This is a genomic window from Aeribacillus sp. FSL M8-0235 (assembly GCF_038000355.1).
Lineage (GTDB): Bacteria > Bacillota > Bacilli > Bacillales > Aeribacillaceae > Aeribacillus > Aeribacillus composti.
In genome coordinates this window covers 667032-688358 of record NZ_JBBOBW010000001.1, presented here as the reverse complement: position 1 = coordinate 688358, position 21327 = coordinate 667032, and the positions used below count along the sequence as shown (strand labels likewise).

Genomic DNA, 21327 nt, shown 5'->3' with positions numbered 1-21327 from the left:
CCTGTCGGAAGAGCTGAGCGTTTTTTTAAGAAAAAATTTATGGTGTTCGGATAATCGTGCAAATTCCCATAAAAATTAGAGATAGATCAGCATGTCACAAGCAGAAAATTGCATGGAATTCCTGTAAACTGTCCACTGTTTTACACAGCCCATTTCACGTAAAATCCCTCAAAAAATGCCACTTTTCAAAATAAAAATATGGCAACTTTCATCTTTAAAAAAGCTCCAGAAAATAACATCTTTTTCTATTGACTTTTACGTTGCGTAACACCTTATAGTTGCTAACGCAGAGATGTAATAAGTGACAATGAAGGTAAAAGAAGCAGGGGCTTTTCAAATAATCAAAATTAGCAAGGTGGAAGCAATGAAAATAGTCATCGAAAATACAATCGAACAATATGAAATTTTTCGATTTCTTTCAAATCTTGCTTGATATATAAAACTTGTAGCAATTGATATATGGAACCCTTATAAACTGTCAATTGTGATAGCTAAAATTCATATTGTTAAGTCAGCAAACAAAACCTGATAGAAAATTCGGAAGGCTGTCAGTTAGAATGGATTAGCCAAATGAATGGGTTTATGAAAAAGTGTTAGATCATGATTTCTATTGTAGCTAAAAGCATGGAAGAGGGTGTTTTTACCCTCTTTCCACACTTTTTGGATTTTCAAAATTATATTAATTGAAGAGAAACGAACTTAATTTCTAGGAATTCGTCCAGCCCGTAGTGGCTTCCTTCTCTTCCAAGGCCGCTCTCTTTCATTCCGCCAAAAGGTGCTTGGGCGACAGACGGAAGGCCGTCATTGATTCCGACAATGCCGTATTCTAGATTTTCAGAAAACCAAACAGCCTTTTTGAGAGATTGGGTGTAAACATACGCAGCCAAACCAAATGGTGTACCATTTGCACGTTGGATAACTTCTTCATCATCTGAATATGTGCTGACCGGTGCCAATGGACCAAATGTTTCTTCCTGCATGCACAACATATCATCTGTTACATCAGAGATTACAACCGGCTTCATAAAATATCCTTTGTCCATATTCACGGAAGGTCCTTCATGGAGTTTCGCGCCTTTTTCGACTGCATCTTCTAATTGATGTTGAACTTTTTTGACTGCATTTTCGTCAATAAGCGGTCCAATGTCTACCTTCTCGTCAAGGCCATTCCCTACTTGCAGTGTTAAAACAGCCTCATGAAATGCTTTTAAAAACGGCTCCTTAATTGACTCATGGACATAAATCCGGTTGGCGCATACACACGTTTGACCGGCATTTCTGAATTTTGATTGCACAACGCCCTTTACAGCTTCTTGAATATTTGCATCTTCTGTTATGATAAAAGGTGCCAATCCTCCAAGTTCAAGCGATACTTTTTTTACGGTATCCGCTGCTTTTCTCATTAACAGCTTTCCAACTGGAGTAGACCCTGTAAAAGTAACCTTCTTAACGCGTGAATCTTCCATCCAAACATCAACGACTTCAGCTGGTTTTTCAGTCGTTATAACATTGATGACACCTGCTGGAAAACCTGCTTCATGAGCACATTCTGCTAATAAAAGTGCTGTAAGCGGTGTTTGTTCAGCCGGTTTTATGACAACTGTGCATCCAGCTGCAAGGGCAGGGGCGACTTTCCGTGTGATCATCGCCGCCGGAAAGTTCCAAGGAGTTATGGCAGCAACGACTCCAACAGGTTGTTTTTGAACGATAATTCTCTTCGAATGAACAGATGCCGGAATCGTTTCGCCATAAATCCGTTTCGCTTCTTCTGCAAACCATTTCACAAAGCTGTTTGCATATTGTATTTCGCCTTTCGCCTCGGCGAGCGGTTTTCCCTGCTCGATTGTCATCGTGGATGCCAACACTTCCAGCCGATCATTTATGAGCTTATACCATTTTTCCAGCAATTCTGCTCGTTCATAGGCTGTCGTTTTTGACCAAGTTTTAAAAGCTTCGTGAGCTGCATCGACAGCCAGCTTTGCTTCCTTGGCGGTTCCGTTCGGCACATAACCAACTGTTTCAAAAGTGGCAGGGTTTTGAACGGCAAAATTGTCATCCAACTGAACAAATTCTCCGTTAAGATACAGCCCTTTTGTCAATGGTTGTTCTTTCATACTGCTTGAATCTCCTCTCTTTCTTTTTCTTCATTCGAGTGGTGCGTAAATATGCGGTCGTTTTCTCCGCGCAGAAAATCTTTCCCATACAGCAGGATGCATAAAAGGATGCCGGCAGCAAAAGCCATTGTTGCTCCTTTTATGACGAGGATTGCACCAACAATCCCCGCAATTCCAAGATCACGCTGGCTGCGGGACTGCATGACACCGATACGAACGCTTACATAACCTTGCACCAACAATGTCAAAGCTAAAGCTACCCCAAGTATCGGTTGTACTAAACTTACTATAGGCAGCAAAAATAATCCAGTATTTGTACCCCAACGGAACGATCCTGCTCCGCCGAAAAACGAATGCATCGCTTCTTTACCTTTTTTAAACCGCTCAATCACGACCACTTGCATAGCAGCCCACATCGGACCGCACATCGTAATATCAGGGCCGATCATGCTCATCAGAATGTTTCGGCCACCAAATATTAAGTGGGCGCGGTTCGGATTGTAATCAACTTTTTCATCCGTACGTATGACATCAGATTCAGAAAGGAGAGCTTTCGTTTTCAGCACATCTCCAAACACAACTAAATACGTTGCAAAAACAGCAGGAACTGCCTTCACGAAAAACGATAACGCAGGGAAGCCCAGGCCAAATACCGTATATTCCGCCCAAAGTGTGGCGAAATCTGGTTTACTGAAACCCCATTGAATGTCCGGCCATTTCGCTTCTCCAACAAGAGGCGCTACAAAAACAGCTATCAAAATAGCAGGTAAAATCCCTAAATTCCCCAACAAAGCCCAGCCTTTGTTTTTTTGCTTTAATTTTTCGAAATGTTTAGAGAATATTAGATAAAACGCAAAGCCAATGCAAATTGTGATCGTAATCGGGAATGATTCAAACTTTCCTCCGGCTTCAAAAATCGATACGACAGCTCCAATTCCGGCACCCAGTATAATACCTGATTTAATGGCGTCAGGCACTAAACGCACCACTTTGCTGGCAAGTCCCGTTACTCCTAAAATGATGGATAAAATTCCAAGAGTCAACTGAAATGCAATGAGTGCATATATTCGGTCCTCACCTTCAGGAAATTGTTTAACAAACAAAACAATCAATGGAATCGCGGGAGTGACCCAACCTGGAATGACCGGGTCACCAAGCAGATGATGCAGTAAATATAAAAGTCCATTCAATACAACAACAGCGAGAGCCACTTCAAACGGCATCCCTAAATGATCCGCTAAAAGAGTAATAGCCCCAAGGTCTACCGCACACATGAGCAAACCCTGCACATAATCGGGCCATTCAAACCGATAATGAATAAACGGCAGCCGTATTTTAAAGGGACCTGCAGGGATATATGGCGTTTCAGCGCCGTGCGGGCGATTTTTCCATTTCATGATCATGATTTTCCCTCCTATCAATAGGCAGCACGGTATATTTGTTCAATATCTTTTTTGCTTAATTTTCGAGGGTTATTGCGCAGAAGCCGCGTTTGCTTTAAAGCTTCCTCAGCCATTTCAGAAATCGCGGATTCCGGAATATTAAATTCACGCAAAGATTGCGGAATTTCCACATAGCGGCATATCCGGATCATCGCTTCAATCGCTGCATCAGCCGCTTGATCATCGTTTAGATGATCTACTTTTTCTCCTAACGCTTCTGCGATATCACGGAATCTTTCTAAACAAGCTATTTTGTTCCATTTCATGACGTATGGAAGCAGCAAGGAGTTGCTTACACCGTGTGCTATATGAAAACGTCCTCCAAGAGGATAAGCGAGAGCGTGCACTGCTCCAACGCCTGCATTACCAAAAGCCAATCCCGCCATGAGACTCGCTGTAATCATCGCCTCACGTGATTCGATGTTTTCCGGGTTTGAATACGCTTTCGGTAAATGGGTGGAAATAAGTTTCATAGCACCAATTGCCAGTGCATCCGTAATTGGAGAAGCAAACTTTGAAATATATGCTTCCACAGCATGAACCAATGCATCCACTCCGCTTGCTGCTGTCACGCTAGGAGGGCACGTAATGGTCATGATCGGCGAAACAATTGCGACATCAGGTAATAAGTACGGACTGACAATCCCTTTTTTCACCTGCTCTTTCGTATCCGACAAGATTGAAATATTCGTTACTTCGGAACCTGTTCCGGCAGTTGTCGGAATGGCTATTAAAGGCAGCCCTGAGAAAGGTCGAGTCCAGTAGAATAGTTGATTTCTAACTTCCCGCTTCTAAAGGATGCAAAAAAATGAACATTGTTTAAATAAAATCGAATTTGCAAAGACTTGAATTAAAAAAATGAATCCTTGCATAAAGTTAATCGTAAATTATATCAAAAGCATAAAACATTAACCGTCATATCGAAGATCAAATTTGCGGGGGAAAGTATGTATACACACGCTACGAATAGAAGACAAATGCCCAGTGTTTTAAAGTCGTTTGCCGTTTCTTTGGCTATCGCCATGCTAGGAATGGCAGCGGGAATATATGTGCCGCCATCACTGTTTTTGCCTCTTGCCATAATTGAACTTGGCATGATTATTTTTGCATTCTTTTTGCGCAGAAAAAAAGCTATTTCTTATACATTTCTATATAGTTTTACGTTTATTTCAGGGATTACAGCCTATCCAATGATCTCGCATTATGTTTCAACAATCGGCGCGCACGCGGTCATAATGGCACTAGCCGCCACAACCGCTGTTTTTAGTGGATTAGCTGTATATGCAACTGCAACAAAACGAGATTTCTCATTTCTTGGCGGAATGTTATTTTCTGCCCTGCTCGCTTTTCTGATCATTTATGTTCTTAATCTTTTTTGGCCGTTGAACTCAGGCGGCATGCTCGCATTTTCCTTCATAGGAGTATTTATTTTCAGCGGCTACGTATTATATGACTTTAATCGAATGAAGCATTACGGTGTTCATCCAGAAGAAGTGCCGTTAATAGCCCTAAATTTATATTTAGACTTCATCAACCTGTTCATTCAAATTTTACGAATCTTTGGCATTCTTTCTTCAAAAGATTGAAGGAGAGCTAAAAAAAGAAAGCTGCTTGCAAAAATTTCGGGTGTTTAAAAATTTGTAGAACCGGCACAATTTTTATTTCAGAATCATCTAGTGCCAGTTCTTCTTTTCACTCGTTAGGAAAAGCTTTTACGGTTCCTTTTTTGGCCATTTTACTTTTGCTTGCTGCTCACCTTTTTTGTCCTTGCAACAAGCCTAATATTTCAGCATGTTTGTTCTTTTTGCCGACGTTTCACAGCAAGCTTCAAATGCGTTTGCCCTGTACGGCTGACTGGTTACGTGCAGCTGAAATTTGCTGTAATCAACTCTTTTTGACAAATACCCGATTTGAGTATTTTCCAGAATTATTCCAACTTACATTTTTACCTATAATCTTTTATAATAAAAAATATAGTTAAAAGAAAGGAGGCAGCCCTTTTCGTATGGAAGACGTTGCATTAAAAACAATTTTGCAGGCGCTGAAAGAGCATTCTGAGCACATTGACTCAAGATTTGATCATCTTGAAAAAAGAATGGATGGCTTAGAGGCAAGAATGGACAAATTGGAATCAAGAATGGACAAACTGGAAAACGATTTGCAATCTTTTAGAAAAAACGTGGATGAACGCTTTACACGCTTAGAGAAAAAATTGGAAGGGATTCGCGCTGAATTAACAGACGCACAAGAAACCCTCGACTTCGTGTCCAGCAAAACATTGAAGCATGAAAAAAAGCTTAGACAATTATAGCTTAAGTTCTCATCTTCCAAAAATCGCTGCAATATTTTTTCCTTTCCTTTTCACCTTCAGTTTCTGCATCTTTAGCCTTTTTGACAAAACGTAATAATCAAAAAATAAAAAGGGCGCCAAAAAGAAGCTTTCGGCACCCGTATTATCTAGTTATTTAATTGTTACTTTTACTTGTTTACGTCCGAATTGGATCGCATCTTGTTCAGTAGGCATATGGATATCAATTTTTTTGCCGCGGATTGCACTGCCCGTATCAGCAGCAGTATATGTCCCGTATCCTTCTATATATACTTTGCTTCCTAACGGTATAACACTTGGATCTACAGATACAACTTTTGAGTCTTTTGTTAATACAGTTCCATTTGCTGTTTTATTTCCTACTAAAGAATATGCGGTAGCTTCCATTGTAATCGTTTCGCCAGCATCTTTCGCTCCGTTATCTTCTTGAGCTTTCGTTGCAGTTTCTCTCGCTTGAACTTCTTGCTTGCTGACAGTTTGATTAGAGCTGTTTTCCTCTTTAGGTGAAGAAGACGTTGCTTCTTCATTTTTTAAACTCTTTTCATTCGCAGCATATGTACTGGTTTTATTTGCAGATGCTGTGTTTTTATCATTCGTCGTTGTTTCTTGCTGTACGACTGGTTTGTTCACTTTCTTTTCTACTGTACGTTCCTCTTTCGCTGCTTGATCAATTATTAAAACATCACCAGCAAAAATTAAATCGGATGTTAAGTTATTCGCAGATTTTAGTGACGAAACGGTCACACCGAATTGATCGGCAATACTGCTTAACGTATCTCCAGATTTGATTGTATATTTTATTTTTTCACTTACAACTAATTCTTGATTTGGATAAATCGTTTCAGTCGTTAAGCCGTTCCATTCTTTTATATCTGCTACTGATACATTATATTCTTTAGAGATTTCCCAAAGAGAATCACCTTGTTTTACCTTATATGTTTCAGCAGAAGCTTGACCTACAAATGGAAGCGTAGTCGCTACTGCAGCTGTAAAAGCAATGATTGTTTTTTTCATGATGAAAAATCCCTCCTTTTCCCTACAACGACATCATAGCAATTTTATGTAACAATAGCTTTGCAAAAAGATATTAAATAGATAACAGTTGCTTTTCAAAGAAGAAAAAAATGTAAAATTTCATACTAATATTTAGGCATTTTTCACTTCAGTTACTGTTACACCAGTGCATAATTCCTTCTCTTCTGATTGCTCAGGCAAAATATAAGCCTTGCCATATTTTCGCTTAAACCTCGCTTCACTGCTATTCCATCCAGTCCTCAAATAAATTTTTCGTGTTATATATGGAGGGATTTTCAGACATGAATTGATAGCTTATCATTCTTGATCTACATTGCTTGGACAGTCGATCTTTATCCAAACCGATCTATATGTCGTACGAAATAGTAGAAAATGGTATTATGTCAAAAACCTGAATCCGTGACAAAACATCTTTACAATGGTCGCAAACCGTTGATACGATAAGGGAAAACGACGTTGACGATTCTTCATCAAGTAGGTGATGTGATGAAAGATTTCCCGATTCGGTTTGTATTGACAGATGAAGCGATTACCCCAAGTGCTGGGCTTGCTCTCGTTGGCTACTTACTCCATCGAACGAAACTGGATAAACGGGTAAACGCACTTCGGCTTCCAACGGTTCGTCGAGAAGTGCACATTTCCCATAGCGATGTCATTCGCTCGATGATTGGCTTGCTTGCCACAGGAAAAACGGATTTCGATCATATCGAAGCGTATCGTCAGGACGATATCTTTTCGGCATCGATGGGGATTCAGCACGTGCCTTCCTCTCCAACCTTGCGACAACGACTCGATCAGCTCGCTTGTCTTCCGATGACCGAAACGATTCTTTGGGAGGAGTCCATACGTCTGTTGATTCAACGACATGCCACTTTGTCCCCTTGTTGGACCAAAGGAAAGACGACATGGCTTCCCCTTGATATAGATGGTTCCCCATTTGACAACTCCGATACGAAAAAAGAAGGAGTCAGTCGAACGTATAAAGGATTTGACGGTTTTACACCGTTGTTTGCGTATGCAGGGAAGGAAGGGTATCTCGTTCATGCCGAGTTGCGTCCAGGGAAACAACATGTGCAAGACAACATGCCCTCGTTTTTAGTCACCGCTATCCGTCGAGCTCGTCAACTGACTTCATCTCGTCTGCTTGTTCGCATGGATGCAGGAAACGATGCAGAAGCGAATGTGCACGTATGCCTAAAGGAAGACGTGGACTTTGTCATCAAGCGAAACTTACGCCGAGAATCGAAAGCGCTTTGGTTCCAGATCGCTTCGCAAAAGGGCAAACGTGTCGATGATGGACAAAGCGAAGGAGTACAAACCTATGAGCTATGCCTTCCACAGAAGGCAGCGATCGATGGAAACACGTATACGTACGTTCAAGTCACCCAAGTGACGGAACGGACGATGGAACGCAATGGACAGCTGATGCTCGTTCCTGATTATGAAGTGGAAAGCTATTGGGTGCGGCTCAAAGGATACGAGCATGTTCGAATGAGCGATGTGCTCGCGTTGTATCATGACCATGCGACATGCGAACAGTTTCATAGCGAACTGAAGAGCGACTTAGATTTAGAGCGGCTTCCATCTGGGAAGATGAAAACGAATGCGCTCGTGTTGGTCATGGGAGCCTTCGTTTACAATCTTCTTCGTCTGATTGGACAAGATCTATTAAGCGATCCGAGACATCCGTTGCACCACAAAGTGAAACGCCGCCGCATCAAGACGATTATTCAGACGGTGATCACGATGGCAGGGCGACTCGTCCGTCGATCACGACAGATCTGGATGAAACTGACGCGAAGGAGTGGCTATAGCGAGCCCCTACTGAACGTCTATCAGAAATGGAGAGAGGCAAGATAACGAACGAATGTTCGGGCACTGATGTCCAACGTCACTCCCTGTGCTTTTTTGTCTATTTTTTTGGTTCGTATACCTAAAAAAGAGATTTGTTCCATTTTCGGAAATAGAGATGACATAGGTCATAAGCATAAAAAGGGTTTTATGGATTATCAATCCATCAAAATTACAACAAAATCAAAGTCGATTTCAATTCATCACGGATTCAGGAAAAAAATAGACACGTAAAATCAAGAAAAATTTTAAAACCCTACTACCGCACTTCGTTTAGTGGCCTCTTGAGAAGGAGAACGGTTTGATAAATCCTTCCCCTTCTCAAGAGGAAAGATGCCCCTTATATCGTGATTTGCGGATGGCCAAAACGAAGGAGAAAATTTCCGGCACGTTCCGTTCCGAGAAAGGCGTAAGGCCTTTTGCCTGATGCGGAGTGTCATCTCCACGATCCAAAAACAGAACAAACCGATCGCTGACACCCTTGAGCAGCTGCTTCAAGGACACACGGATGATTTGTTTTCCTAAGAGGGATGCCGCCCGCCAGAGGTTTTTCGCGCCTGAAAAACCTCTCTTTGGGCTAGCTTCAAAAACAAGCTCTATTAGAGGGCTGAGTAGTTACTAATTTACATCTGATCTTTTTAATTTTTTAGTTCAATACGTTTAATCTCACCAACAATGAACAAGTAGCTGATCATGGCAACAACCGCATTGAGTCCTACAAAGACTAGTGCGCCATTAAAAGAGCCTGTTGCATTAATGATATATCCAATGATAATCGGTGTTGTAATACCAGAAATATTACCAAATGTATTAAATAATCCTCCACTGATACCGCCCATTTCTTTTGGAGAAGTATCCGCCATAACGGCCCATCCTTGCTGTCCGAATCCTTTCCCGAAGAAGGCAAGAGCCATAATTCCAACTACCAGCCATTCCATATCCGTATAATTACAAATAATCATAGTTGATGAGAGAATCATCCCAATAATAATGGGAGTTTTTCGAGCAAATGTAAGGGATTTCCCTTTTTTTAACAAATAATCGGAATAAACTCCCCCTAAAATTCCACCTAAGAAACCACTTAGACCAGGTAGAACAGCTACAAACCCGGCTTCAAGAATAGACATGCCACGTTCTTGAATCAGGTAAACCGGGAACCAAGTCATAAAGAAATATGTAAGGGTTGAAATACAATATTGACCAATATAAACCCCTACTAACATACGACTTCGAAGCAACTGTTTAATATGGAACCAGTTAATTTTGCTAGCTTCTTTATTAGCACCCTTATCCATCATTTCTAACAGACCGCCGCCCTGTTTTATATAATCCAGTTCAGCTTGATTGACACGTGGATGATCTTTTGGGCTATGAATGACTTTTAACCAAAGAAAGGTTATGAGTATGCCTAGTACACCCATTACAATAAAGACATATTCCCAACCAAAGGATTGTGTAATCCAAGACATAAATGGGTTGAAAATAATGATGGCTACAAATGCGGATGCACTAAAAATGGCAGATGCAGTAGCACGCTCATTATCCGGAAACCAGGAGGCCGCAACTTGGCTATTGCCAGGAAACGATGGTGCTTCAGCCAGACCCATGATAAATCTAAGTACAAATAACATCACAATTGCTGTAGCAGTACTAAAAAATCCGACAAATCCTTGTAATAAAGTGAATAAAGACCACAGAAACAAGCTCCAGGAAAGAATTTTCTTTGTTCCGAATTTATCTAGTATCCATCCACCTGGAATTTGTCCAAGTGCATAAGCCCAGCTAAAAGCAGAAAAGATATATCCCATCGTGACAGCATTTATACCTAAATCATTTTGTAAAGGTGCAGCTGCAACAGATATGGTAGCTCTGTCTGCATAGTTAATAGTAGTCACTATAAAACACATGGTTACAATCATCCAGCGAATGTTTGTTTTCTTAGCAGACGGAATAGTTTCCATTTGATTAATGTCATTTCTCACCAAACTCATACTAGTCTCCCCCTTTTTCATATCTATAGCCCTACCCCTTTGTACTAAAAATATTTAAAAAGTTTGAATAGTCATACTATTAAGTTGCTAATCTCTCATTCATTTATCATTAACGTCCTAACCATCCGCCATCAACCACAAGCAAATGACCATGAATATAATTGGATGCATCGGATGCCAGGAACACGGCTGGTCCTTTAAAGTCGTCTGGATTTCCCCATCGCCCTGCAGGAATTCGCTCAAGAATCTGTCTGCTTCGAACGGGGTCTTCAATTAAGGCTGTGTTCATTTCTGTCGCAATATAACCAGGAACAATGGCATTTACATTTACCCCTTGTGAAGCCCATTCGTTCGCAAGGGCCTTTGTCAGTTGACCTACTGCGCCTTTTGCTGCAGCGTAAGCTGGGACTAAAATACCGCCTTGGAAAGAGATAAGAGAGGCAATATTGATAATTTTCCCGCTCTTTCTCTTTACCATATGTCTTCCAGCTTGTTGGCAAAGTATCCATACCGCTTTAAGATTTACTGTTAGAACATCATCCCAATCCTGTTCTGAAAAATCTACTGCCGGAGAGCGTCTTTGAATACCTGCATTATTAACGAGAATGTCTACAGAACCCATAGTTTCGATTGCGTTTGGAATAACTTGTTTCACATCTTCCAGATTGATTAAGTCACAATGAATAATCTCACAACGAACGCCTAACGCCTTAATTTCCTCTTGTGTAGATGTATCATTAGAACGTTGCACTAATACTATATTTGCTCCTGCCTCTGCGAGTCCAATAGCAATCCCCTTGCCAATACCACGAGATCCCCCTGTTACCACTGCAACTTTACCGGTTAAATCAAATGCTTGTTTCATCATTATCACTCCTCGTATACTAAGTTTCAGAAAGTTTTTTTATCGAATTTCCAGTCCGATACGCTCCTTGACAATCGCATATCTTGGGTGGTTGCCTTTGTGGGAGGGGCGCGCCCCTCCCACAAAGGGTTGAGCGTACCGGGGTTGGACTTTTCGCAATGTTCCTGGATAATGGTCTTAGGATCATCGGGGATACTCTTCTCACTCCTGTAGCTTTGACTACTTGTAAAGTCTGTCTCCTCGGCCCCTGTTTGGACGTCTAACCCGCAGGCTGTTCCCGTTGGTTTTCCCCATGCTGGAAGGAGCAGCTTCCAGGGCAGCCCATGGTCCAACGTGAGTTCTCATATGCGAGGGTGACTGGTCAACAGGCGCGATCCGGGGGCATCCCGAAGAGTCCTACCCCTCGATCCTACAACAATAGGAGGTGATCTCATGAAACTCTACGTCGGGATCGACGTGAGCTCACGCGACTTAGCCACCTGCATTATGGATCATGAAGGAAATACGTGCGCACGCTTCAAAGTGGATAATCATCTTCTGGGCGCCACCTTCCTTCGGGATCAAATCCTCCTGTGGGCTAACAAGCGAAAGCCAACCGAAATTCTGATCGGGATGGAAGCCACCTCGGTCTACAGTTGGCATCCAGCTATGTTTTTCCACCAGCAGGAGGCCTTGCAGGCTTGGAACGTCAAGGTGTTTACGATCAATCCAAAGCTCATTCGCAAGTTTAAAGAAGCCTATGTCGACTTGGAGAAAACGGATGACATCGATGCTTGGATCATTGCGGATCGGCTTCGCTTCGGCCGTCTGAAGATGACGGCTGTCCTCAAGGAGCAGTTTCTCGCGCTTCAGCGACTGACACGCATGCGATATCATCTCGTCCACCAGTTAACCCGTGAGAAACAGTATTTTCTCCAGCACTTGTTTTACAAATGCAGTTCCTTTACCCAAGAGGTGGACAGTTCGATCTTCGGACATGCCATTCTCGAACTGCTGCTTGAGTCGTGGAGCCTCGATGACATCTGCCAAATGGATGTCAAGCAGTTGGCCGACTTCCTGCGCCAAAAAGGGCGCAATCGCTTTGCCGATCCGGAATGCATCGCCAAGTCGATTCAAAAGGCGGCCCGTTCGTCGTATCGGTTGTCCAAGTGTGTCGAGGATTCCATCGACTTGCTGTTAGGGCTGTCGATTCAATCAATCCGCAGCCTGCAATCGCAGCTCAAAGAGCTCGATAAAGCCATTACCCGCCATCTTGAAGGCATTCCGAACACACTGCAAACCATCCCAGGCATCGGACCGGTTTATACCGCAGGCATCCTGGCCGAAATCGGGCAAATCGAGCGGTTTCACAACCAGGCCGCCTTGGCAAAATATGCCGGCTTGACATGGTCCAAGCACCAATCGGGCCGTTTTCAAGCCGAGGACACCTCCCTCATTCGTTCCGGCAATCGCTATCTCCGTTACTACCTAGTGGAGGCTGCCAACTCGGTGCAACGGCATGATGCGACGTTTCGTGCGTACTACCGGAAGAAGTATGAGGAAGTGCCCAAACACCAACATAAACGAGCCCTCGTCCTCACCGCTAGAAAACTCGTGCGTGTGATCGATGCGCTGCTACGCAACGGTCAAATCTACACGCCAAGAAAGGGGGAAGATCGATAAGAGGATCGATCTGGTATACCAATATCAACCTTTAGACCCAGTTTATTACATGTACCAATACTGGGTTTCTTCAGTATTGCCTTTTTTCGGATCATCGGACAAGGGAATTTCCAATTTCTATGATTTTTCACCTTGACATATTACCGCAGGACTTAAGGTCGAAATAAAATTTTTAATGACTGGTCAGGGTTTTTCATTAATTCAAAACCTTTCTTAATTTCTTCTAAAGGAAGAACATGGGAAACCAATGGATCAAGATTAATTTTGTTTTGTTCGAGTAACTCAATCGCTTTCGTAAAGTCTTCAGGGCTATAGCATCGGGTTGTTTTTAAGGAAATCTCACGAAAATGCATATTAGCCAGTTGAACAGTAGGAGGATTTTTATAGACACTCACAACCATAATCTCACCTTGGAATTTAATACAATCAATCATTTGGTTAGCTGTAATCTGAGTGCCTGCTACTTCGAAAACAACATCAGCCCCGACCCCGTTTGTATAATCTTTTACAACTTGGACAATGTCCGAATTTCTCGCATCTATCGCTTCAAAACCTAAATCTTGTGCAACTTGCAGTCGCATAGAACTAACATCGGAAATGAAGATTTTTCCTGCACCGGCATGTTCAGCAATGATGCCAATTAACAACCCGATCGGCCCCGCTCCTAGAATGGCTATCGTATCACCGACTTTCAGCCTCGAACGTCGAACGGTATGAATGGCCACAGCCAAAGGTTCAAGCATTGCTGCCTCTTTTTCTGTAACAGACTCTGGCAATATGCGTAGTCTATTAATAGGAATGGCCACATATTCAGCAAATCCTCCATCCTTATCGATTCCGATGTATCTTAAGGTCCTGCAAACGTTCATTTGCCCGTTTCTGCATGCTTCACATATGCCACAACTTAAAAGGGGTTCTATCGCTACTTTATCACCCTTTTTCACATGTTGATTTTCTCCCACTTCTGCAACAACCCCACTGAACTCATGTCCCATTATCAATGGGGCCTTTGCTCTCGGATGCAATCCATGATAAATCATCATATCTGTCCCACATATTCCTCCGTAGGAAACCTTAATTAATGCTTCATCCTCTTTTGGAACTGGTATTTCTCTTTCTGTCATTTCTACCTGCATCGGACCTACATATGTTCCTACTTTCATTCAAATTCACTCCTTTGTCATTATTTAATAACTTTATATCGTAGATCTTGAAATATTTAATTTTTCAAGCCATCTACGAGTCTCCTTTGTTAATTGAGTCCAATCCTCTGAGTCTATTAAATCCTTACGCAGCAGTGCACTTCCAACACCAACTGCAATCGCACCTGCATCCAGAAAATCTCTAGCAGTATCGAGTGTAATTCCACCAGTTGTCATAATGGGAATATGACTAAGGGGGCCTTTTACATCTCTAATAAACGCCGGTCCCAGAACAGAGGCAGGGAATAGTTTTATCATGGGGGCTCCAAGGTTCACCGCCCTCAGCATTTCACTTGGTGTAAAAACTCCAGGGATAACAGGTACTTCCTTTTTCATTGCAAACCGAACTACCTCTTCATCAAGTACAGGTGTAACGATAAATTGAGCTCCTGCTTTAATCGCTCGCTCACATTCATCTACAGTTAAAACCGTTCCCGCACCTACCAGAATCCGGTTTCTGTAAGCTTCGGCTGTTTCCTCAATCATTTTCTCTGCCAAGTCTGTTTCCATTGTCACTTCTATGGAACGAGCGCCACCTTCAACAAGTGCTTTAATGATGCAAGAACTCTTAGCATACGGTACATTACGTAATACCGGTACAAGAGGAACTGTCGATAGTTGTTTAATAATCATTTAAATCCCACCTACCTTTCGATCGTTTCTTCTACTCCTAAGAACCGGTTCACTTCTTCAAGATAAGGAAGTCCTTCATTATCACCTCTTACTTGCACCACCATTGCACCTATTGCATTGGCAAATTCAAGTGATTTCTCAATCGGCCATCCCTGAAGCGTGCTGTATAAAAATCCGGCATTAAATCCGTCACCTGCTCCAACGGTATCTACAACTTTTTCTACCCGAAAACCTGGTGCATGTTTCCAAGCCCCGTTGACCAATGCATATGAACCGTTGCCTCCATCTTTCATAACAACGCTTTCAAAATTAAATTGATGAAGAGAATGAATCAATTCATGGTCTTCACTAGAATCAAATATAATTTCCAATTCTTCGCGACCAGCCAATAAGAAATCAACATAAGGCAAATACGTTAAAATCGTTTCCCTTGCTTCTTCTTTGGACCATAAACGAAGACGAATATTCGGATCAAATGAAATTTTCACACCATTTTCCTTCGCAATTTGAAGTGCCCGTAAAATAACAGCCCGGTTCTGAGGGTGAATTGCAGGAAACACACCCGTCACATGCAAGATTTTGGATCGTTTTATATAATTTTCTGGCAGCAATTCCGGAGTCAAAGTTTCCGTAGGTGACGGATTACGGTAGTAAAACGTTCTTCCCTTTCCTGTTTCAAATACTTCTTTAAAATTGAGGGATGTTGCGTACCCTTCCACTAATTTCACTTCTGATGTATCTACCCCTTCACCTCGTATTGTGTTAATAATATAACGTCCGAACTCATCTTGGCCAAGACGACCGATCCACCCAGTCGAAAGGCCGAGGCGAGTACATCCTAATATCGTGTTTAACTCGGCCCCACCAATTTTTCTTTCAAACTGGTTGACAAATCGAAGAGGGCCTTTTGAGATTGGTTCAAATGTAATCATCCCGTCGCCAATTGTTATTACATCCATCCTTATGTACTCCTTTGACCTACCCATGATTATGGTCGTACAGCTGTTCCATCTGGAGTGCGAGCTAAAGTCCAGGAAGGGATGCCGCCTGTAACAGGGAATTTCTTCGCTTTCTCTTCATCAATGTCTATACCCAATCCAGGTCTATCACTTACGTAGGCAAACCCATTTTCAACCACTGGGCAGCCTGGAAATACTTCTTGCAGTGCATCATTAAATGGAGTCCATTCTTGAATCCCAAAGTTCGGTGTACTCAAATCTAAATGAAGGTTAGCTGCAACTCCTACTGGAGAAATATCTCCGGGTCCATGCCAAGCTGTTCGCACCCCGTATAATTCACTAAATGCAGCTAGTTTCTTCGCTGGTGTAATACCGCCAATAAAACTTACGTGGCATCTGATAAAGTCAATTTGCTGATTAGCTATTAAACTCTTGTATTCATTCACATTAGTGAACAGTTCTCCCATCCCGATAGGTGTAGAAGTTTGCTGTCGGATCAATTTAAGCCATTCTATATTCTCCGGTGCAACAGGATCTTCTAGATAAAACAAATGATAAGGTTCTAGTTTTTTAGCTAATCTAACCGCTTCAATAGGTGGAAGTCGTTCATGGATATCATGGATAAATTCCATATTATACCCTATTTTAGAACGCAAATGGTCAAACAACTTGTCGATGCTTTTTGCATAGGCTTCAGGGTCAAAATAACATCCAGGTAATGAATTTTTAGGCGAACGCTTAGGAACTATTTTGTTAGACTTTTCATAGATTGTTGCAATCAATTTTGTATCAGTGGTTCCGCTTCCACCATACATCCCCATTTGGCAGCGGACATACTGGTAGCCTTCTTCCATAAGCGCCAATATGTTTTCTTCAACTGCCACTTCATCCTGACCATCCGCATGGCGGTAAAGAGGAATTCCATCCCTGCATTTGCCGCCTAATAATTCATAGACCGGTAGATTTGCAATTTTCCCCTTAATATCCCAAAGTGCCATATCAATTCCAGATAGTGCATTGTTCATAATTGGTCCGTTTCTCCAGTATCCACTTACATTTGCAGACTGCCAAATATCTTCTATTCTTCTTGGATCTTTTCCAATGAGAAATGGTTTTAAATAATCTTCGATTGCTGTCTTTACTGCGAAAATACGTTGAGTAAAGGTAGCACATCCTAACCCGTATAATCCCGGTTCATTGGTTTCGACTTTTACTACAACTAAATCGATTCCACCGGGTGCAGTTAAAATTACTTTTACATCCTGAATCTTTAATTGGTTCATTTTTACAGCTCCTTCTCAGTTTAGAAAGTATTTAACTTTATAAAGTGGGATTTTCAGAGGATACTTGTTAGTTGTCCTACAAGTTTATGTTTAAAAAATATATTACCTCACTAAAAGAAGAGGTAATCTATTTTCTTGAAGCCTTTAATTTTTTGATAATTTCACTATTAGTTTCCATTGCCTTACTGATACTTTGTTTTGCAGTATCAGCATCTCTATTTTGAATAGCTCTGAATATTTGTAAATGGGCTTCTATACTTTCCAATGTTACTCCTAATACCCGATTTAATTCTTCTAAATAATAATAATAATAAAGATCCCGAATGGAAAGCATCACTCTATAGAAAACTTTATTTTTTGAAGCTTTCGCAATAGCTAAATGGAAATTAAAATCTGCTTCTGAATATTTTTTATAATCATCTTTACAACGGAGCATTTCATTCAGAATTTCTTCCATATTTTCAAAGTCTTCGCTTGTTGCGTTAGCCACAGCTAAATCTAAACATTTATATTCCATTGTCTGTCGAAATACCATCATGTCTAAAAATTCTTCCTCGCTAAGATGCATAATAGGAATAAAGTCATTGATGTGTACCTCACCAATATCTTCAGAAACAAATGTTCCTTTTCCTTGATAAGTTACAACAATCCCTAAACCCCTAAGCCGCTGTATTGCGCTTCGAATACTAACACGGCTCACATTAAACATTTTCTGCAATTGTGTTTCAGAAGGGATCTTACTTCCAGGCGGCCAGGTACCATTAATGATATTTTCTTTTAACTGCTCGTAAACTGAATTTACTATACTTTGCTTATCAATCGATTTAAGTCCCAATTCCCTTACCTCTCTTGTAACATGTACTACAAGTTATGTATCTATAATAACATATGCTTTTTCTAAAGTAAACGTTTTCTTGGGATTTCTTAAAAAATAAATACTTGCAGCAAAAATATATTGGTTACCCAGCTCGGCCATACATCATTCGTTTAATAGTTTTCAACCGGTTTATTTGACCTTCCAGCACACCATTGCTGTATGGGAGAAGAAAAGCGTGTTTTACGGCCTGCAAATCGCTGAGCAAGCGCCGGGCTTCGCAGGCTCCAGCCGGACTGCCACAGGCAGGGAGGCGGCCAGCCGAGAAGACCGGCGCGGGCTTTATTTATGTGATGAATCACCTGATTGGCAGAGGATATATAAATCTTGTTAGAAAGAAAAGAAGAAATAAACGTTGATTCTTTTATTCGATGTCATAAACGTTTATTGTTTTATGGATACTTTATTCGTTGTTTGAAAGCTTCCCGCCGATGCGGTGAACTGCTTTCCGGCTTCGCTACGTATAGCTATAGCTATGGACGTTATCATATGTGTTCATGTAATGCTGTTTTAAGCTTTTTGTTCTCTGTTTTTAAGTGGTAAATCTCGGTTTTGGTTTAGGTATTTTCTCCGTTTTTAAACCTCTTCTTCACAACTTCACCAAACAAATATAAATGTGAGTCCAAACCGAATGTAACATAGTGGCTAATTGTGGAATGAAAAATACCACCAGCTTTGGTGGTACTCAGTTTAGTGTTTCGTTAAAATGTTTAGCCATGAATAGCTGCAAGTAACTCGTTAAACTTACTTCCGGTAATTCCTTGGATTGATCCCATTCAAAATATCTTATATTTTGTATTAAAGAACAAAAATCGGGATTTCGTAATAAGTGCATAGTTAATTTATTTTTGGCAGTAGGTTTTAAAGTGATTGATGGCTTGTTTTCTATAATTGTTCTAACAATTCCCAACAGCATGTCAGTCATTTCTACTCCGATTTCTTCGCCCTTAGGAACTAGTCTGCAATTGTTAATCACGTAATTTTCCCCTCTATAAAGCGCTTGAATATTTAATAAGTCCTTTACTAAACCATCTAAATTCAATTTAACGTCATGTTCGTATTTATCTCTAAGTTGGAAAAGATTAAGATTTTCGTACTCGTTAGCTTTTTCGATTAACACTTCCGCTTCTATGTCGATGTTCTTACCATATCCTCTTAGTAAACCATAAAGAATTCTTTCGGGAAACTTTGTGTAAATCATGTCTTCAACTACATCTTTTCCTAATTCAGTGGCACCAACAAGAGCAGAATAATTATAATTAATCACAATCATTTTGATGAACTCAGAATACTTTGCTAAAGTTTCTCCAACACGAATAAAATTATCCCTTTCATTCGCATCGCCATAATAACCCTTAAAATGTAACTTAATCAATCCATCCCGTAATTTTTGAGTTAATAATTGGAAATCATCTTGATAGTATATTTCATGCGGAATAGATAAGCCACCCATCAAATTAGGTTTGACACTTCCTTTTCCGCTCTCATCAAAAAATATCATTATCTTTTCCTTACCCACTAATTAACACCCTTCCTTACAACTGGAAGTTGACTTTTGCTTACGTCTTATTATAATATAAGGGTACATCAATATCTCTCGGGATTCCGCGAGATATTGAATATAGACGGTGAGTAACTCGGGATTCCGCGTGAAAAACCGTCGAAGTACTGTTAACTACCGTTTTAGGTAGTTTTTATTTTTTTTGTGTAAAATTAAGAATTTTCTTCATATAACCCAGCACTTTGCTGGGCATATTACTTTATTTTTTAAGCTCATTTAAATATTTTTCTAAAGCTTCTTCAATAAGCAAATAAATATTCTTCTCCTGCAGGATCGATTGCATTTTCAGCTCTTTGTGCAAATCCGTCCGCAAATCGAAGGATACGCGTTTTCTTTCCACTTTGTTTCCTTCCTTTCTTTCTTGGTTGTTTTCTTCATTCGAAGAAACGTTGGTTTCATCTCCAACAGGTTCTACTAAAACTTGCGTAGGTGTAATGACTTTTTGCTGGCGCTTTAGATTTTTGATGTCATCTACTTTTGACACGTTCCATCAGCTCCTTATAGAAGTTTTCGTATTGTTCCAAAGCCTGCTGTAGTTCGTTGTTTTGATCAAAGCCGTACAGCGACAAGCGGCCGATCGGGGCTTTGCGTGTGATGACGGTTTTAAACACTTCATTTGGGTAGTCTTCCTCGATCATTTCGTTAAAAGCTTTGGCGTCATTGCGTCTTACATCGTTCATGGTTCGTAAAATGCTAAGCAGCCGCGTGTTGTGTCTTCCATGTCGTCTGGCGCCGTCTACAGAATCCATGAAGTTTGGAATCGCGGAATAGCACCAGTTGGAGCATTCAAACAATACGACGACATATTGGCTAGCGCATAAAGCATTGGTAGTCTGTTCGCTTAAGGACGGAGGGGTGTCGATCACGATAAAGTCATATTCGTTGCGTACTTCCTCCAGAGTTTCATCGAGCACCAAGCTCGGATTTCCATGATATTTGATTCTATCCCCCGTATATGTAATACCCGTATAAATCCAGCGTGGAAAAGTCGCTAGGAAGTTATTGGCCGGCAATAGGTCCAGGTTTTCATCGATTTGCACGATGTATTTTTTCGGATCGCGGTATTGCATGGCTTCGAGCACAGATTTTTCTACGAATTCGTTTGCCGGTTTCTTGGAAAGCAGCTCGGTCAGGTTCCCTTGCGAATCCATGTCGATCGCAAGCACTCTGTATCCATCCCGGCTTAATAAATACGCTAAAACCCCTGTGGTAGTTGATTTTCCGCATCCTCCTTTTTGGATGCCCATGGTGATAGTGATCGCCAACCTTCGTATCCTCCTTTCTTCCAACGTTCATTTCTTCTTTTCTTTGTAGATTTATTCTACTAAAGTTTTGATAACCCTGCAATCTTTATAAAATTTTACTAACATCGTATCCTAATTCTTCTGCGTACTCTGTTTGTTCTAATACTTCATTAAGAAATTGTTCCGGTGTACAGTTTTGTAGTTATCAAATACAGTAAACAAACCAAACTCCATAATGATAGTCCCTACATACCTTTTTATTAAAACAAAAACTAGTAGCAA

18 protein-coding genes are annotated in these 21327 nt (G+C 41.0%); 4 read left to right on the top strand and 14 right to left on the bottom strand.

The genetic code is table 11. The features are described from left to right. Positions 1-674: 674 nt before the first annotated feature. From NSQ71_RS03435 to NSQ71_RS03425, 3 genes are read right to left on the bottom strand one after another with little or no spacing between them, the layout of a single operon-like run. Positions 675-2114, bottom strand: a complete 1440-nt coding sequence (locus NSQ71_RS03435; RefSeq protein WP_066246827.1) for an NAD-dependent succinate-semialdehyde dehydrogenase — start codon at positions 2112-2114, stop codon at positions 675-677. Next, positions 2111-3511 carry a hypothetical protein gene (locus NSQ71_RS03430; RefSeq protein WP_340734400.1) on the bottom strand — a complete coding sequence of 467 codons (1401 nt, stop codon included), beginning with the start codon at positions 3509-3511 and terminating at the stop codon, positions 2111-2113. Before NSQ71_RS03430 ends, NSQ71_RS03435 begins: the two co-directional genes overlap by 4 nt. Before the next feature lie 20 nt (positions 3512-3531). Then, a complete protein-coding gene (locus tag NSQ71_RS03425) occupies positions 3532-4296 on the bottom strand; it encodes an iron-containing alcohol dehydrogenase (RefSeq protein ID WP_340734399.1) in 765 nt (254 codons plus the stop codon). Between the two features lie 207 nt (positions 4297-4503). On the opposite strand from NSQ71_RS03425, the gene NSQ71_RS03420 reads away from it, so the two are divergent. Further along, on the top strand, positions 4504-5142 hold the full coding sequence (locus NSQ71_RS03420) for a Bax inhibitor-1/YccA family protein (RefSeq protein WP_340732880.1): 639 nt from the start codon (positions 4504-4506) through the stop codon (positions 5140-5142). A gap of 419 nt (positions 5143-5561) precedes the next feature. After that, positions 5562-5867 (top strand): hypothetical protein, encoded by a 306-nt coding sequence (locus NSQ71_RS03415; RefSeq protein WP_339198783.1) that lies wholly within the window; start codon positions 5562-5564, stop codon positions 5865-5867. A 150-nt stretch (positions 5868-6017) separates the two neighbouring features. Here the strand turns inward: NSQ71_RS03415 and NSQ71_RS03410 are convergent, their stop codons facing one another. Beyond that, on the bottom strand, positions 6018-6899 hold the full coding sequence (locus tag NSQ71_RS03410) for a LysM peptidoglycan-binding domain-containing protein (RefSeq protein WP_339198780.1): 882 nt from the start codon (positions 6897-6899) through the stop codon (positions 6018-6020). 507 nt (positions 6900-7406) lie between these two features. On the opposite strand from NSQ71_RS03410, the gene NSQ71_RS03405 reads away from it, so the two are divergent. Beyond that, positions 7407-8780: an IS1380-like element ISGsp2 family transposase gene (locus NSQ71_RS03405; protein ID WP_044899598.1), complete on the top strand. Its 1374-nt coding sequence runs from the start codon at positions 7407-7409 to the stop codon at positions 8778-8780. Positions 8781-9409: 629 nt separating this feature from the next. Here the strand turns inward: NSQ71_RS03405 and NSQ71_RS03400 are convergent. Together NSQ71_RS03400 and kduD are read right to left on the bottom strand one after the other, a co-directional pair. After that, positions 9410-10762 carry an MFS transporter gene (locus NSQ71_RS03400; protein ID WP_340732876.1) on the bottom strand — a complete coding sequence of 451 codons (1353 nt, stop codon included), beginning with the start codon at positions 10760-10762 and terminating at the stop codon, positions 9410-9412. A gap of 109 nt (positions 10763-10871) precedes the next feature. Next, complete coding sequence (kduD, locus tag NSQ71_RS03395; RefSeq protein WP_340734398.1) at positions 10872-11627, bottom strand: 2-dehydro-3-deoxy-D-gluconate 5-dehydrogenase KduD; 756 nt, start codon at positions 11625-11627, stop codon at positions 10872-10874. Positions 11628-12059: 432 nt separating this feature from the next. Here kduD and NSQ71_RS03390 point away from each other — a divergent pair, with 432 nt between their 5' ends. After that, positions 12060-13289, top strand: a complete 1230-nt coding sequence (locus NSQ71_RS03390; protein ID WP_027725928.1) for an IS110 family transposase — start codon at positions 12060-12062, stop codon at positions 13287-13289. A gap of 152 nt (positions 13290-13441) precedes the next feature. On the opposite strand, the gene NSQ71_RS03385 is transcribed toward NSQ71_RS03390, so the two are convergent. The 8 genes from NSQ71_RS03385 to NSQ71_RS03350 form a co-directional block, all read right to left on the bottom strand. Next, the gene (locus NSQ71_RS03385) at positions 13442-14452 is read right to left on the bottom strand and encodes a zinc-dependent alcohol dehydrogenase (RefSeq protein WP_340732874.1); all 1011 of its coding nucleotides are present in this window, start codon (positions 14450-14452) and stop codon (positions 13442-13444) included. A 33-nt stretch (positions 14453-14485) separates the two neighbouring features. Next, entirely contained in the window at positions 14486-15124 is a 639-nt protein-coding gene (locus NSQ71_RS03380; protein WP_340732873.1) for a bifunctional 4-hydroxy-2-oxoglutarate aldolase/2-dehydro-3-deoxy-phosphogluconate aldolase, read from the bottom strand. Between the two features lie 11 nt (positions 15125-15135). Then, positions 15136-16083: a sugar kinase gene (locus tag NSQ71_RS03375; RefSeq protein ID WP_340732871.1), complete on the bottom strand. Its 948-nt coding sequence runs from the start codon at positions 16081-16083 to the stop codon at positions 15136-15138. A 29-nt stretch (positions 16084-16112) separates the two neighbouring features. Beyond that, a complete protein-coding gene (locus NSQ71_RS03370; protein WP_340732870.1) occupies positions 16113-17366 on the bottom strand; it encodes an enolase C-terminal domain-like protein in 1254 nt (417 codons plus the stop codon). 127 nt (positions 17367-17493) lie between these two features. After that, a complete protein-coding gene (locus NSQ71_RS03365; RefSeq protein WP_340732868.1) occupies positions 17494-18201 on the bottom strand; it encodes a FadR/GntR family transcriptional regulator in 708 nt (235 codons plus the stop codon). A 724-nt stretch (positions 18202-18925) separates the two neighbouring features. Next, on the bottom strand, positions 18926-19759 hold the full coding sequence (locus NSQ71_RS03360) for a hypothetical protein (protein ID WP_094245220.1): 834 nt from the start codon (positions 19757-19759) through the stop codon (positions 18926-18928). 241 nt (positions 19760-20000) lie between these two features. Next, positions 20001-20285, bottom strand: coding sequence for a hypothetical protein (locus NSQ71_RS03355; protein WP_094245219.1), 285 nt, complete (start codon positions 20283-20285; stop codon positions 20001-20003). Next, positions 20269-21066: a ParA family protein gene (locus NSQ71_RS03350; RefSeq protein WP_340732865.1), complete on the bottom strand. Its 798-nt coding sequence runs from the start codon at positions 21064-21066 to the stop codon at positions 20269-20271. Before NSQ71_RS03350 ends, NSQ71_RS03355 begins: the two co-directional genes overlap by 17 nt. Between the last annotated feature and the right edge of the window lie 261 nt (positions 21067-21327).